The organism is Streptococcus parasanguinis (assembly GCF_964238605.1).
Classification (GTDB): Bacteria; Bacillota; Bacilli; order Lactobacillales; family Streptococcaceae; genus Streptococcus; species Streptococcus parasanguinis_AJ.
The window spans coordinates 89,629-105,133 of record NZ_CAXSMM010000001.1 but is presented as its reverse complement, the minus strand read 5'-3'; the positions used below and the strand labels follow the sequence as shown (position 1 = coordinate 105,133).

The 15,505-nt window shown below is 42.2% G+C and carries 14 protein-coding genes and 1 pseudogene; 4 read left to right on the top strand and 11 right to left on the bottom strand.

Annotated features, from left to right (window positions below; translation table 11 throughout):
• Positions 1–73 precede the first annotated feature (73 nt).
• From ACESR9_RS00545 to nox, 7 genes are all read right to left on the bottom strand, one after another.
• Positions 74–271: a Sec-independent protein translocase subunit TatA/TatB gene (locus ACESR9_RS00545; RefSeq protein WP_003007243.1), complete on the bottom strand. Its 198-nt coding sequence runs from the start codon at positions 269–271 to the stop codon at positions 74–76.
• Positions 271–990, bottom strand: a complete 720-nt coding sequence (tatC, locus tag ACESR9_RS00540; protein ID WP_049522972.1) for a twin-arginine translocase subunit TatC — start codon at positions 988–990, stop codon at positions 271–273. Before tatC ends, ACESR9_RS00545 begins: the two co-directional genes overlap by 1 nt.
• Positions 977–2,662, bottom strand: a complete 1,686-nt coding sequence (locus ACESR9_RS00535) for an FTR1 family iron permease (protein WP_373104903.1) — start codon at positions 2,660–2,662, stop codon at positions 977–979. Before ACESR9_RS00535 ends, tatC begins: the two co-directional genes overlap by 14 nt.
• Positions 2,640–3,845, bottom strand: coding sequence for an iron uptake transporter deferrochelatase/peroxidase subunit (gene efeB / locus ACESR9_RS00530; RefSeq protein ID WP_373104901.1), 1,206 nt, complete (start codon positions 3,843–3,845; stop codon positions 2,640–2,642). The genes ACESR9_RS00535 and efeB overlap by 23 nt, the downstream gene beginning before the upstream one ends.
• A 5-nt stretch (positions 3,846–3,850) precedes the next feature.
• Positions 3,851–4,723, bottom strand: a complete 873-nt coding sequence (gene efeO / locus ACESR9_RS00525) for an iron uptake system protein EfeO (RefSeq protein WP_373104899.1) — start codon at positions 4,721–4,723, stop codon at positions 3,851–3,853.
• 110 nt (positions 4,724–4,833) lie between these two features.
• Positions 4,834–6,378 carry a ClC family H(+)/Cl(-) exchange transporter gene (locus ACESR9_RS00520; protein ID WP_373104897.1) on the bottom strand — a complete coding sequence of 515 codons (1,545 nt, stop codon included), beginning with the start codon at positions 6,376–6,378 and terminating at the stop codon, positions 4,834–4,836.
• A gap of 118 nt (positions 6,379–6,496) precedes the next feature.
• On the bottom strand, positions 6,497–7,873 hold the full coding sequence (nox, locus tag ACESR9_RS00515; RefSeq protein ID WP_003001563.1) for a H2O-forming NADH oxidase: 1,377 nt from the start codon (positions 7,871–7,873) through the stop codon (positions 6,497–6,499).
• A gap of 224 nt (positions 7,874–8,097) precedes the next feature.
• On the opposite strand from nox, the gene ACESR9_RS00510 reads away from it, so the two are divergent.
• The 3 genes from ACESR9_RS00510 to ACESR9_RS00500 are packed head-to-tail and all read left to right on the top strand — an operon-like array spanning position 8,098 to position 10,915.
• Positions 8,098–9,021: an FAD:protein FMN transferase gene (locus ACESR9_RS00510; RefSeq protein ID WP_373104896.1), complete on the top strand. Its 924-nt coding sequence runs from the start codon at positions 8,098–8,100 to the stop codon at positions 9,019–9,021.
• Between the two features lie 25 nt (positions 9,022–9,046).
• Entirely contained in the window at positions 9,047–9,652 is a 606-nt protein-coding gene (locus tag ACESR9_RS00505; RefSeq protein WP_373104894.1) for an NADPH-dependent FMN reductase, read from the top strand.
• Positions 9,653–9,670: 18 nt separating this feature from the next.
• Positions 9,671–10,915 (top strand): NAD(P)H-dependent oxidoreductase, encoded by a 1,245-nt coding sequence (locus tag ACESR9_RS00500; RefSeq protein WP_373104892.1) that lies wholly within the window; start codon positions 9,671–9,673, stop codon positions 10,913–10,915.
• A gap of 30 nt (positions 10,916–10,945) precedes the next feature.
• Here the strand turns inward: ACESR9_RS00500 and ACESR9_RS00495 are convergent, their stop codons facing one another.
• The 3 genes from ACESR9_RS00495 to brnQ all read right to left on the bottom strand — a co-directional run bounded on the left by ACESR9_RS00495 (position 10,946) and on the right by brnQ (position 13,721).
• Positions 10,946–11,515 carry a TlpA family protein disulfide reductase gene (locus ACESR9_RS00495; protein ID WP_373104890.1) on the bottom strand — a complete coding sequence of 190 codons (570 nt, stop codon included), beginning with the start codon at positions 11,513–11,515 and terminating at the stop codon, positions 10,946–10,948.
• A 22-nt stretch (positions 11,516–11,537) separates the two neighbouring features.
• Positions 11,538–12,245, bottom strand: coding sequence for a thiol-disulfide oxidoreductase-associated membrane protein CcdA2 (gene ccdA2 / locus ACESR9_RS00490; RefSeq protein WP_049497920.1), 708 nt, complete (start codon positions 12,243–12,245; stop codon positions 11,538–11,540).
• Between the two features lie 156 nt (positions 12,246–12,401).
• Positions 12,402–13,721, bottom strand: a complete 1,320-nt coding sequence (gene brnQ / locus ACESR9_RS00485; RefSeq protein ID WP_373104889.1) for a branched-chain amino acid transport system II carrier protein — start codon at positions 13,719–13,721, stop codon at positions 12,402–12,404.
• A gap of 134 nt (positions 13,722–13,855) precedes the next feature.
• On the opposite strand from brnQ, the pseudogene ACESR9_RS00480 reads away from it, so the two are divergent.
• Positions 13,856–14,880 (top strand): annotated as a pseudogene (locus ACESR9_RS00480) (YdcF family protein).
• 47 nt (positions 14,881–14,927) lie between these two features.
• On the opposite strand, the gene ACESR9_RS00475 reads toward ACESR9_RS00480, so the two are convergent.
• A complete protein-coding gene (locus ACESR9_RS00475) occupies positions 14,928–15,482 on the bottom strand; it encodes a GNAT family N-acetyltransferase (protein ID WP_373104888.1) in 555 nt (184 codons plus the stop codon).
• Positions 15,483–15,505 lie beyond the last annotated feature (23 nt).

Below are 15,505 nucleotides of genomic sequence, written 5' to 3'. Positions count from 1 at the left end.
GTCGATTGCAAGTACTTGTCTTATTATACCTTTTTATGCAATCGAACTCAATAGAATTTTGAAAATTGTCTGATTATTCTTTTTCTTCTTTAGCTTCTTTGGTGTCTTGATCAGCTTCTTCACTGCCTTTATTGACAGCAGTCTTAAATTCAGCAAACATTTTGCCGATGGACTGGCCCAACTCAGGCAGGCGTTTTGGTCCAAAAATCAAGAGGGCGCCCAGGATGATGATGATCAAACCCGGTGCTCCAATATCACGTAAAATTCCCATTAGTTTCTCCTTTTTCTTGAATAGATGACTTTACTGATGACGATACTCACTTCAAATAAGAGGATCAAAGGGAGTGTCATAGCCAAGTCACTGATAAAGTCTGCAGGGGTTAGCACGACGGCTAAGACCAGCAGGACAAAGTAAGCGTATCGTCGGTAGATTATTAAAAACTGTGGTGTCAAAAATCCAATCGAGGTCAGAAAAGCGACCAAAACTGGTAACTCGAACAAGACCCCTAAAGGCAAGGTGGTGTGCCATAAGAAGGTTAAATAATTTTGTGCCGTTAATTGGGTATCAAACAACCCTTCTCCCAAGCGCATCAAGACCTCTAAAATAGCTGGACTGACAAAGAAATATCCAAATGCAAGCCCCAGTACAAAGCAAATAAAGCTAGCTGGGATGTAAGCAAAGACTGCACGCGCCTCCTTCTCCTTCAGAGCCGGCCTTACAAATTGCCAAATCTGGTAGACAATAAAGGGCAAGGTCAGGCTAAAAGCTGTGAGATTAGCCAGCGATACATAGATCCAGAGGATATCATTCGGTCCCAGTACCAGCAGTTTTTGATGGAGGCTAGCCGTCAAGGCTTGGTAGAGCTCTCCTCCAAATATAAAAGCCACCAGAAAGACGACAATATAACACAAGACCACTGCGATCAATCGTTTTCGAAATTCGACCAAGTGCTCAACAATGGTCATTTCATCTGCTCTACTCTTTGCCATGTTGTCTCACCGTGATGAGGGCGATCAGAGCCAGAAACATTAACTGAGGAAGAAGAACTTCCCAGCTTGGATAGATGCCCGCCCAATCGATGGTTGGAAGTCCATTGACCAAATGGCTAGGTAGGATATTGGTCAACTGCAAGGCGTGGATGCTGACACCGAGCATCTTGAAGGCCAAGGCGTAAATCAACCAAGTCAGAATGAAAAAGATTCGATGAGGTTGAATAGCTTGACTAGCCTTGGTCATGGCCACTGCAATGATGATGAGAACGGCTATGGCAAGCCCGATTCCCAGTAAGAAATTCGCGGTTGTAATCCGCGGAATAATTCCAACATAAAAGAGAATGGTCTCAGCTCCTTCACGAAAGACTGCTAAGAAACTGAGAGCAAACATAGAGACAAAGCTTCCTGTAGCCGTCACGGTCTTCATTTGACGGTCCATAAAGGCATTCCACTGTTTGACAGAGGACTTTCTGTGGAGCCAAATTCCGATGAGAATCATCATGACTACAGCGAAAATGCCAACGCCACCTTCAATGATTTCCCGGTTAGACCCCGAAGTAACGGCTGGAAAAGCTACTTGCAAAACAAGAGCGATCGCTGCACTGGCAAGAACACCAGCAATGGCTCCACCGTAGACCCATTTGAGGCCTCTCCTCATCTTAGCAGCCTTAAGGGTCGTTACAAGCGCCATAACGATCAGAAGGGCTTCTACTCCTTCACGCAGAAGAATCAACATGGCATCAAAAGCGTTGTAAGAAGCTGTCGTATCGATCGCAGAAAGGTCCCTGATCAAGGCTTGTAATTTCTCTTGATAGGCCTTTTCTTTCCCCTTGACCATAATGACCGGGGATTCGCTCTCTACGCGCGTGTAGAGAGTGGGATTGGTCGTGCTGACATCCCCTTCGATAGTTGGCCAGATCGTGATGAACTGCTTCATAGTCGCTGCAGCAGACTTATCGTCGCCGGATTGGAATTGGCTTTGCGCCTTCTCCAAAAGCTTGATTCCATCGTTCAACGTCAAATCCGTACTGGCACTGCTAATGGCTTCTCCTTTTACAAAGGCATCAATCCCATTTTTGAGGTCGTCATAAGAGGACTGGATGTTGGTAAAATCGGTAGGCTCTGTTTCAATGCTACTGCGTAAGAGCGAAATAGCCGTCTCGATTTTGCCATAGTAGGCTGTGCTGTGATCTCTGACTACCGCTTCGTTTCGCGTCCAGGTGTTATTAAGATCTGCATAGGTTTGACGAGTTTTATCCAGATCCTTAGCTGTAATGGCATCTTGTAGGTTCTTAAAATAAGGAGCGAGGCGACTCACGAGTTTGTCTTTTTCCGCCTCTAAATCGACCGGATTTTGCTCTTTTTCAAAAGCGAGCAAGGCTGATGAGATCTTGGTGAGATCGTCTTTGGTTACCTCCCCTTTTATAGTCAGGGCTTGGCTAACTTTTTTCCCTGCCTTGGAATCATGGTGGTCTTTGGATTCAAAATCAGCCTGAATCTCAGAGATCAATTCCTTGGTCTTTTTCTGGTCCTTATTTTCTACAGCGGTTGTTGCATCTGTGATCTTGATAAAGAGATCGCTATAAGACTCCGCAGCCACTGGATGAGTCCAGAACAAGGCAAGAAGGCCGAACAAGATCAAGAATTTATTCAAAGAGTGCTTGACCAAGATAACCTCCTTTCTCAACGCCTGCAAAGCAAGCAAAGAGTCCACTTCCGATATGGGTGATGTACTCGTTCATTTTATCTACCGCACCCAAGTTGGTTTGGATTTTAACAAAGCTGTTCGGATCCTTTTGAAAGGCGATAAAGATCAGGCCAGCATCAAATTGCCCAGTCTGTTCATTGATGCCATCCGAATAGGAATATGACCGACGTAAAATCGGTCGATCGACTTCTTTGGCCAAACGGACATGTGAATCTACTGGTAGTTTAGATAAATCTACTTCATCAAATTCGTTGGTTTTACCAAAGGGAGCACCGGACTCCTTGTAGCGACCAAAGGTATTTTCCTGCTCCTGCAAATTGGTTCGGTCCCAAGTTTCCAAGTGCATTTGCACTAGGCGAAGAGCCATATAGGAACCACCCTTCATCCAGTCCTTGCTGTCAGTCCAGACGACCTTGTCAAAGTCTTTTTCAGTCGTGACATTTGCCGTTCCATCCTTGAAACCAAAGAGGTTGCGGGGTGTTTCTTTTCGGTCACCAATAGCTGCAAATCCTGATTTGCTCCACTTCATGGTAATGGTATTGCGACCCTTACGAATCAGATTTCGCACCGCATGAAAGGCTACTTGCTCATCATCCGCACAGGCCTGAATGACGATATCACCACCTGTATATTTGTCCTGCAACTGCTCCTTTGGAAATGGAGGCAAATCACGAAAGAGTTTCGGACGTTTGGCCTCCAAGCCCAGTTTCTTTAGAAAGGAAGCCGAAGCCCCAAAAGTCAAGCTCAAGCGATAGGGGTTGAGCCCTACTGTTTCACCTGTATCTGTTGGTGGCAAAAGGGCATTGGCCCCATCTTTTTTGACCAACTCTCCTTCGACTAATTTACTACTATAATCAGTCCAGTCTTTAAAGAGCTGGATGACTTCTTTTTTGTCCGTCGTGTGAAGATCTAATACAACCAAGTAGCAAGCCTTCTGCATGGGCGTTGTAATCCCTGCTTGGTGCTTGCCATAAAAGGAGATGTCTTCATCCCCATCATAAGCTTTTTTGCTGGAACTGTCTTGATTAGCGAAAAAAGCAGATGCACCAGAGAGACCCAGCGCTAGACCAGCCCCTCCAATACCTGCTTTTTTAAGAAATTCACGACGGTCCATTTTTTTATCTAAAAATTTTTCGTCAGCCATGTTTCTTATTTCCCATCTAAAATCACACCCATTTGAGACAAAGGTTCGCCAAGTTTGGTCACAGCTTCTGCCAATTCCTTGGTATCTTCCTTGGATAAATCTGTGTAAGACTTATAGTTTGAATCATCTGTCATGTGTTTGTCCAATAGAGCATTGACATTTTTGAATTCTGCTTCCAAGGTTTTAACCAATTTAGCATCTTTTTTCTCAATCAAGGGTTTAAAGAGAGAGAAGATCTTTTCAGCCCCTTCAATATTAGCGCAGAAGTCGTAAAGATCTGTATGAGAGAAGACTTCTTCTTCACCCGTAATCTTTTGCGTTGCCACTTCATTGAGCAGATCGACAGCTCCGGTCAACATGATATCCGGTGTGACTTCTACTGTAGCAATTTTAGCTTTCAACTCCTTGATATCGTTCACCAGTTGGTCAGCGTATTTGTCTGTTCCATCTGTAGTATTGTTTTCCCAAAGGATACGCTCAATCCGGTGGAAACCTGACCAGCCATCTTCTGATTTATTTTCATCTACATAATCCACCAAGCGGTAGTCGATTTTGACATCCGATTCTCCAAAGGTTTCAGCAATCGGCTCAGATCGTTCATAGGCCATGCGGATTAAGGGGTATTGCTTTTTGGCTTCTTCCAAATTTCCTTCTTTTAGGGTAGCACGGAATCCTTCTGTATCCTTGAGCAATTGGTCAATTTGCATTTCGACAAAATCTTTGTATTCAGCCGTCGCATTGTCCAAGGTCTTCTGGTCAGCCTTTGACAACTGCACCGTTGAGCTAGTTTGCGTCTTTTGACTGGACTGTTTGCTAGTAGTATTTGCACACCCTGCTAAAAGAGCAACACTCAATAAGAGTAGACTATATTTTTTCATGAAAGACTTCTCCTCATCTGTTCTTGCCCTTATTTTACCAGATATTTTCTCATTTTTCAATAATTGTCTGAAAATTTAATAATAGAAAAACTTTTCTGAGAATCAGTCTTTTACAAAAGAATATCTTTGACCCGTCCGATTTCAGATTCTTTAACCACCACAAAGATACTATCCCCTAGATACAAGCGGGTTGCACCATTGACCGTATAGCTCTTACCACTTCGCATTTGCGTGGAGATCAAGATATCTTGAGGGAGGTGCAGTTCATGGACTTGCTTTCCTGCGATCTTTTCTGATACAGGGATCTCAATTAAAGTCAACTCTCCTTCTTCTTGCGCCTTATCCGGCAACAATTGCTCGAGCATGGCTTCATAGACTGGCGCTCCATGGAAGAGATCCATGATCATATAAGCCAGCAAGGTCACCATACCTAGGGGCATTAAACTGCGAATATCACCGACCATCTCTGTTACCAAGATCATAGCTGTTAATGGCGCTTTTGAAATAGCCCCAAAATACCCACTCATTCCTAAAATGATGAAAAGAGGTAATTGATTTTGAGAGATAAAGCCAATGTTTTGGAGGAAGGTTCCAACGATGGCCCCTAAAAGTGATCCTAATGCTAGTATAGGCAGGAAGATGCCACCTGGTAAGCCACTACCATAGCTCAACATACTCCAGATGAAACGGATCGCAAAATAAAGAAGGATGGTCAGCACTGGATACGGTACTCGAGCTAAATCCAAGACCAATTGGTTTCCACCACCAAGAATTTGAGGCAGAAAATAGCCGATTGGAAGAATCAAGGCAAAGGCAAATAAAGAAGAATAATGAGAAGGAACATGGAAAATTTTCTCAAGTAAGCGATAGAGTCGGCCGATATTGAGAACCACTATTTCGTAGACATAACCCGCTGCCCCTAAAAAGACTCCAAGAAAAAGATAAATCCAGTACTGAGACAGATGGAGCGGTGGAATATTTTGTGGCATATGAAGCACTGGTGTTTGACCAAAGACATTGAGTGAAATAAAATTAGCCGTCAAACTAGCAGCCAAGGTTGAAATCCAAAAGAAGCGTGAAAAATGATGGTAGACCTCTTCAACCACAAATAGGAGCCCCGCTATAGGTGCATTAAAGGCAGCCGCAAGACCAGCGGCAGCCCCACTTGCAATCAAAGACCGCTCCTCAACTGGGCTAACCTTCAAATGATGGGCCACTCCTTTTCCACCCATTGCCCCTAATTGAATACTAGGACCTTCACGACCAAGCATCAAGCCACTTCCGATGGCCAAAACACCTAGAATATACTTCTTCCACAGGGTATCCCACCAGCTCACCGCCAAGAGGCCCTTAAGCTCCGCTTCGACTTGCGGAATTCCTGATCCCTTGATATCCCGATTGGTGCGAATGAGGCGACCAGCAATCAGTACGATCACCCCATAACCCAACAGCATCGCCAGCAAATAAAATGGTTGACCAGACATCTCCTTGTAAACGCCTTGAACAAAATGAAAAATATGTTCGATCAAAAAACGAAAACTCGAGACGATGCAGCCCACAACGATCCCAACCAGAACACCTCTGACAATATGGGCCACAATTGAACTAGAGGCAAAATGAAATTCCTTTTTTAAGGCTTCTTCTTTAGCAGACATTCCCTAACTCCTTCAAACTCTTATCCTATTCATTATACCTTATTTCACTGCCTCTGAATACATGGAAAAGCAGAAAAAAACAAAACTAGCACCGCTAGCTTTGTTTTTCAATTATTCATTATTCAGCAGTTAAAGCTGCCATTGTAATGTAGTTGTATGGTTTGTTGAAGTGTGGCAAGAAGAATAAGTCAGTCAAGGCCAACTTATCAATCGTCACGTGTTCTTGAATCGCAAGTGAGAACATGTGGATAGCCATTGAAATGGCGCTATCACGGGATACCATTTGAGCTCCAAGGATTTGACGAGTGTCTTTATCATAGACGATCTTGATACCAACTTCGTAGTTATCGTGTTTGATAAATTCAGGTTTTTGAAGGTCGTTGAAGCCAGTTTCAGTGGCATTGAAACCTGCAGCTTTCGCTTTTTCAAGAGTCAAACCAGTTGAAACCATGTGAAGGCCATAGATAGAGATACCGTTAGAACCTTGAACACCGATTCCTTCCAATTCATGACCAGTCGCATTGTAGGCACCAACAATACCTGAACGAACTGCATTAGATGCAAGAGCGATGTAGCTCATTTCGTTACGAGCGTTATCAAAGATAGTTGCACAGTCTCCAACTGCGTATACACCTGGAAGTGACGTTTCTTGTTTCTTATCAACAAGGAAGGCACCATTGCGGAAGAGTTCGATCTTACCATCAGCAAGAGCTGTATTAGGACGGAAACCAACAGCCAAGATAACCATATCTACATCGAAGGTTTCTTTATCGGTTACAAGGCGTTCTACCTTACCGTCTCCTTCAACCGCTTGAACCGTTTGTCCAAGTGCCAAACGGATGTTGTGGTCTTCCAAGTTTTTCGCCATGATGTCAGTGAAGTCTTTGTCGTAGTAACCATTCAAAACAGTGTCCACGATATCCACCAAGACAACATCTTTACCAAGACGTTCGAAAGCTTCAGCAAGTTCAACACCTATGTAACCACCACCAACGACGGCGATACGGTTCAAGTGTTTGCTGTTGTCTTTCAATTTTTCGATCACTTCTTCAGCGTTTTGGTACAATTTAACAAATTGAAGATTTTCGAGAGTTGCTTTGAATTCGCGGTTACCAGGAACGATTTCAACTCCTTTAATTGGGGGAATAATTGGTGTTGATCCAGTCGCAAAGATCAATTTTTCGTAAGATTCTTTGTGTTCTTTTCCATCAACTTCCGCTGTAACCACTTTGTTGTCATAGTCAATTGAAAGAACAGGAGAGTTCATGTAGACTTTTGCACCTTTTGCTTCCAATTTTTCTTTGTCAGAGTAGAAAAGACCTTCAGGACCATCGATTTGCTCACCGATCCAAAGCGCCATCCCACATCCAAGGAATGAAATGTTTGAGTTTTGGTCAAAAACTACAATTTCATTTTCATTTCCGAAATTATCTAACATAGTGTTGATACAAGCTGTTCCGGCATGGTTAGCCCCTACAACAACGATTTTACTCATAGAATAAATCCTACCTTTAATTTAATTTACTTCTTGAGTATATCATAAAAATGATATCGGTTACAATTATTTTGCTCAGAATTTGTGATCTTTTTTTCAATTTTCCAGAAAATCACATTTCACATGTTTCAAAAAATGTCAAACAATATGCTTGAAAGGATTGTGAAAACGATATCTTTTTGATATACTGTAAGTAAGTGAAAATAGGAAAGGATAGATTTTTAGTGGACCTAAGTAGTCGATCCGAACGGTTGATGGGAACGACCATCACTGTTTCGATCTGTCACCCACAAGCGAATGAACTCTTAGCCCGCTGCTTTGAACTTCTTCGCTCCTACGAACATCGCTTCAGTGCTAATGATGCAAGTTCTGAACTCATGGAAGTCAATCACCAAGCTGGTATTGCTCCTGTCCAAGTACATCCAGATCTTTTTGAACTGATTGCATTAGGAACCTTGCATAGTCAAGCTCAGAACAGCCATTTAAACATCGCCATTGGTCCTCTTGTACAGACCTGGCGAATTGGATTTTCAGATGCTAGACGTCCCCAGCAAGGGGAAATTGATCAAGCTCTGACCATGATCGATCCTCACCAAATCCAGCTCGACCCAGAACATCATACGGTCTTTCTGACGCGTCCTGGAATGAAGATTGATTTAGGAGCCTTGGCCAAGGGCTATAGTGCAGACTGTATTGCAACCTTTTTAAAGAGTCAGGGAGTAACAGATGCCTTGATCGATCTTGGAGGAAATATCCTTACTGTCGGTCAACACCCCATCAAACAACAGCCTTGGCGGATTGGCATTCAAAATCCAGTCGAAAAAAGAGGTCAGCACCTACTGGTCCTCTCTGTCAAGGATAAATCTATTGTCACCTCTGGCATCTACGAGCGTCATTTAGAAGTTGACGGCCAGTCGTTTCACCACATCTTTGATAGCGCGACGGGCTATCCGGTCGAGACAGACTTAGCCAGTATCACCATCATATCTGATCGATCCGTAGACGGGGAGATATGGACTACCCGCTTGTTCGGGGAATCTCCTGCTTCTATCCTCAACACTGTTGAATCACTTCCTGGTATAGATACCTTATTGGTTTCTCAATCAGGCAAGATCGCCTATACAAGTGGGCTTCAATCTTATTTATAATTCTCCTATCAGAAAGGAATTTTCCATGATAAAACTTATTGCGATTGTGGGGACTAACTCCAAACGTTCTACAAACCGTCAACTGCTTCAATACATGCAAAAACATTTTGCTGACAAGTCTGAGATCGAATTGGTTGAAATTAAAGATATCCCTGTCTTTAACAAACCAGCCGACAAACAAGTGCCTGAAGCTGTCTTGGATATTGTTGCAAAAATTGAGGAGGCTGATGGAGTCATTATTGGGACTCCAGAATACGACCACTCTATTCCAGCGGTCTTGATGAGTGCACTCGCTTGGCTCTCATACGGAGTCTTCCCATTGTTGAATAAACCAGTCATGATTACTGGGGCTTCGTACGGTACGTTGGGATCTTCACGCGCCCAACTCCAACTTCGCCAAATCTTAAATGCTCCAGAAATTAAAGCGACTGTTTTGCCGGATGAATTCTTGCTCTCTCATTCATTGCAAGCCTTTGATCAAAATGGAGACTTGGTGGATTTAGATGTCATTCAAAAATTAGATGCCATCTTTGATGATTTCCGTGTGTTTGTGAAAATCACAGACAAATTGCGCAACGCCCAAGAATTGCTTCGCAAAGATGCTGAAGAATTTGACTGGGAAAACTTGTAAGATAGGAGACAGAAAAGAATGAAATTTGTTGGACTTGTAGGATCGAACTACGATCAATCATATAACCGTAAACTTTTGGAATTCATTCGCCGCCAATTTAAAATCAAATTTGAATTGGAGGTTCTTGAAATCGACGAAGTTCCAATGTTTAACCAAGATGAAAAATGGGACGAAAGTTTCCAATTGCGTCTTTTATATAACAAAATCACTCGTGCAGATGGTGTTATCATTGCCACTCCAGAGCACAACCATACGATCTCCGCTGCTCTCAAGTCTGTTCTTGAATGGCTCTCTTTCGAGGTGCATCCATTTGAAAACAAACCGGTTATGATCGTCGGTGCTTCTTACTATGATCAAGGGACTTCACGTGCGCAAGTTCACCTCCGTAAGATCCTCGATGCCCCAGGTGTCAATGCTTATACCCTTCCAGGAAATGAATTCCTTCTTGGAAAAGCAAAAGAAGCTTTTGACGAAGACGGCAATATCATTAACGAGGGAACCGTCAAATTCCTTGAAACCTGCTTGGATAATTTTATGAAATACGTTGAGGTTGTATCTAAATTGAAAAAACCAAAACCAATTGAACCAGAAGACTTGGATTGTAATCATCCAATCGCTACAACTGTTACTGAAGTCGATCCTGACGATCCAGATTGGGTAGAAAAAGTAGCTGAAATCACAGGGGCTGTTTCTGGCGATACTTATGTCAAACTCGACCACGGTATCCTAACCGTTGACCAAATTAATATGTTCTTGAAGGCCATGCCATTTGAGTTGACCTATGCCGATGATAACAACCAATTCCTTTACTACAACAATGCTCATCAAGATCCAGATACCATGTTTGCTAAACGCGTGCCACCTCAATCTGGTAGCCGGATGTCAACCGTTCATGGCTCCCTACCACCAGCACGTATGAAAAACGTGGAATGGGTCATTGGTACCCTTCGCAATGGAAATCAAGAATACGTTCGGACCATTGTTCCAGGATCTCCTGAAGGCGTGATCAACACTCACAACTACCAAGCTATGTACTATGAAGATGGTTCATACGCTGGTATCAATGAGATTGTCTTCAACTTCAAACCATGGTTGGACTGGTACCTGCAAACAACCGGCCAACGCCTTGTAGGTGGTAGCGGTCCATTTGCTCCTGCTGGTGGACACGGTAGTGCAGATGCAACTTCTGGTGCTTCTGATGCTGGAGGACATGGTGACGGAGGGCACGGAGATGCCGATGCAACTTCTGGTGCAAGCAACTAATAAAAAAATGAAGCTTCGTGCTTCATTTTTTTATTGTAAGTCTTTGATAATCTTCTTAGCATCGTCGTTTGAAATAGCCCCTAATTGGACATGTCCAATTTTCCCATGACTGTCTATAAAGACTTCTGTAGGAATAGAACGTACTTGATAGTTCGCAAAGGCAGAGCCATCTGGATTATACAAGACGGGCACTGATGGATAATCTTGTTGGGCAAACCATTCGACGAACTCTTCTTCTGTTTTTTCCCCTTGCATTCCCGGTGCCATAACCGTGAGAATCTCAAAATCTCTATCCTTTTCTTCAACCAATTTATTAAGTTCAGGCATGCTTTGACGACAAGGACCACACCAGGTAGCCCAGAATTTCAAATAAACCTTTTTTCCTTTATAATCTGAAAGCTTAACTGTGTTCCCCTTCATGTCTTTTAGTTCGAAGTCACTTGCTTCTTTTCCTACTAAGGGATGTTTACTTGAGGTTGTGTTGGTCATGGTTTGATTGCTCATATTGTTCATACCACTCTCACTTGATTGCTCCATCGAACAAGCAGACAGTAAAGCGATTGAGAGGATTGAAAAACACGTATATTTGATAAATTTCATAGGTATAATACCTCCATTTGATTTATGAAAAGATTGAAGACAAGCTATTTAATTGTCCCAAGAGTAATAGAATTCCCATAATAATGATGATGGCTCCACCGATTTTCTTCAGCAACAAGAGATGGGGTTTGAGACGATTGAAATAAGGCAATACAAGGCCTGATGCCAGTGCTAAGAGCAAGAATGGGATGGCCATCCCTAATGTATAGATAAAGAGATAGAGAGCACCCACGAGGGCATCTTGTCCATTGGATGCTGCTAATGCAAGAACCGATCCTAATACAGGGCCAATGCAAGGCGTCCAACCAAAACTAAAGCCAAGACCAAGAAGAAAGGCTGAAAACAACTCATTCTTCTGTTTGTTGGCTCCAAAATCTACTGATTTTTGCTTCTCAAGGAAATGAAAATGAAAGACTTCCATCTGATGAAGACCAAGGATAATGATCAGCGCTCCCATCACGTAGCGGAACCAGTTGGTATACATAACCTGCCCCAATAAGCCAGCTCCGAAACCTATGATAAGGAAAATAACAGAAATACCTGCGATAAAACACAAGGTCTTAACGATGCCATGCCAGCGTATCTTTTTCCCAAAAATCTGAACGGATTTTTCCTGATCACTTCCTAGCAAAACGCCGATGTAGACCGGGAGCAAAGGAAAGACACAGGGAGAGAAAAAGGAGAGAATCCCTGCCAGAAAGACAGTGAAAGAGAAAACGATTTGATTCATAAAACGCTCCGTATATTGATATGTTAGAAATAGTATAACATGCCCTTCCTTAAATTAAAAATTTCTGCTACGTTTTGGTTTTAAAGAATCCATTTCGTTACTAGTTTCAAAATAAAAAAACTCTAAAGCGGGGAACTTTAGAGTTTCTAGTAAATCTTATTCTTCTTCTGCACTTTGTTTATTGGGCAAGAACAGAGCAAGGACAATACCAACGACTGCTGGTAGTAACCATGGGAGGGATTGGGCAGCAAACGGCAAGTGCTTAATGATGTTTGCTAGACCTGCAAGTTTAAAGGTACTTGCCAGAACGTCTCCAAACGCAACCAAGCTAACTAAGAAAATAGTCAATTGCATCCCTGGTTTTGATAGTTGAGTAAATTTATTTACAATCACAATCAACACAATAGTAATCGTGATTGGATAGAGGATCATCAAGACAGGCAATGAATAGGCAATAATGGCACTCAAACCAAGATTGGCAATGGAGAATCCAATCAAGGTAAAAAGAGTTGCATAGACCTTGTAAGAAATTTTAGGGAAAGTGTTATGGAAGAATTCCCCTGTCGATACGATCAAACCTGCTGTTGTGGTAAAGCAAGTCACCGTTACCATACCTGCAAGGAAAATTTGAGCAACTGGGCCGAAGATAGCCTTGGTTGCTTCTGAGAGGACATAAACACCCTTATTGGCATCGGAAGCCATCACTTCTGCTGGAATTGGGAAGTGATTTCCAAGATAACCCAATCCAATATACAAAATACTAAAGCCAATAGCTACAACGACACCAACAATCCAGATCGTTTTAATGTATTCTTTTTTGCTGGTGAAACCAAGTTGATTAAGAGTTGTCACTGCGATGACGCTAAAGGCTACTGAAGCAAGAGCATCCAAGGTGTTATACCCTTCAAGGAAACCTTGACCAAAGGCAGATGCTTGGTAGGCTTCTGTTGCCACTTGAGGCGCGTTTCCGCTGTACTTGAGAGCACCAAGGACAACGAGTACAACGATCAAGATAGCAAAGACAGGTGTTAAAATCCGACCAATACTATCTAGGATTTTAGAAGGATACAAGGCAATCAAATAGGCCAAACAGAAATAAATCAAGGTAAAAATGAAAAGACCAAGTCCTCCATTGGCATTTCCTAACAAGGGGGCGATTCCAACTTCGTAAGAAACAGTAGCTGTTCTTGGAATGGCAAAGAAGGGACCAATCGAAAGATAAAGCGCAACTAAGTATACAATCGCGAAAACAGGTGAAATCTTACGAGAAATCTCATGGATATAGCCTTTAGGATTGAGTGTCCCAATAATCAAGGTGATAATTGCAATCCCTACTCCTGATAAGACAAATCCAGCAATAGCTGGCCAAAATTGATTACCCGATAAAGCACCAAGAGCCGGTGGGAAAATCAGGTTTCCAGCACCAAAAAAAATACCAAACAGTAATAAACCTGTCAGGGAACCTTTTCGTAACATACGATCTCCTTAAAAAACGATAATCTTAACTTTATCAAATTCATTTGAAGAATGCAACTTATTTGTATGAACAATCCGCTATTTTTATCAGTCATTATGGTACAATGGATGTAAGATTTTACGAGGGGCAAAACATGTATCTATATCTATTCTGGTTATTTCCAGCTCTTATCTTTTTATTGTTCTTTATGAGTGATCGCAGAAGGCTTTTCAATGCTTATCTCTTTTCGATAAACTTGGGGCTTTTTCTACTGATTTCTGCATTTTTACTAGTCGTTCGAACTGAGTTATGGTTCAATCAACAAATTGCAATGATTGTCTTTGTAGTGATTTCCATCCTCGTTTTTCTCAGCATTATTTTCTCAACTGTTTTTCTTCTTTTTAACGGCCGTCAAATGATGTCTTTTGAAGGTAAAAGGTTGGCTAACCTCCTCTCACTCCTATATGGGATCTTTATTATCGGCACCTTGGCGCTTCATTTTATTCCTGATTTCCCAGGAAAAGATCTCTTGATTTATCCAACAGACTTTGCTCTCTTTTACTCGACTTTTCTTTATCTTTCTTATGTTTTATATGGGACTTTTTGCAATTACTTTCCCGTTCGTAAAGAGCCTGATGCTATCATTGTCCTTGGCTCCGGTCTAATTGGGGATAAAGTACCACCACTGTTGGCCCAGCGTCTCACTAAAGGAAAGGCTATCTATGAGCAGTTCGAGGGACGACCAAAACTGATTGTTTCTGGTGGACAAGGAGCAGACGAATTGACTTCTGAAGCTGCTGCTATGGCAAACTACCTGATCGAACAGGGGGTACCACAGGAAGACATTTTGATCGAGAATCGCTCACGTACTACTTTTGAAAACTTGACTTTTAGTAAGGCTATCCTTCAAGAACAGGGACTAGGAAAATATGTTTTAGTCGTGACCAATTCTTTTCACGCTCTTCGGGCTGTGGTATCTTTATGAGACAATTAAAAATCCCTGGACGCAGTGTCGGTTCAAAAACAGCTTTTTATTATCTCCCATCGGCTTGGATCCGAGAGACGGTTGGGCTAGTTTCTCTCTATTGGAAATGGCATGCTGCTTTCTTAGCTTTTCTGTTTCTGCCTTGGTTCTTTTCACAAGTCATGAGTATCGTGAACTATTTCTTTATTTACTAACCAAAAAAGTTCTCTGCAAATTAGCTGAGAACTTTTTTAAATCATGTCTAATGATCACTAAAGCGTCGGTATTCAATACGGAAATCAAAGTAATTCTCTGCCTGCAGTTTATGGAAGATGTCCCGATAAGCCTCTTCGTCAAAGTGATCACCCCGATAGAGAATTTCAAAGCTCAGTCCTTCGTATTCTAAAAAAGCATTAGCAGTTTTAAATCCATTTCGCTTATAGAAATCCATCCGAGACTGACGCTGCTCTATATTGTCGCATTCTTCATCTAAACGTTCCACTTCAAGAATCATGGTCCTTTGGTAAAATTCCACCAATTTTTCAATGATTTCTTGACCATATCCGTGGCTTCTTAAATGTGGCATAATGGCAAAGAAACTGACATAAAAAGCTTTCTGATTATAGATAGAAAAAGCAAATCCTACAAATTCTTCTTCGTTATAAAAAGCAAAAAAATTAGCATCGTCATTGTCCGTATAACGCAGGTATTCCGACAAAGGAACTCGCTCTTCTTCTGGGAATGCCTCGATATTCAGCCTCTCGACCTTGTCCAGATCTGGGAACGTTTCCGTGATTAATTGGCTGGTTAAGCTCATAAAAGCCTCCTTTTCTGCCCTGA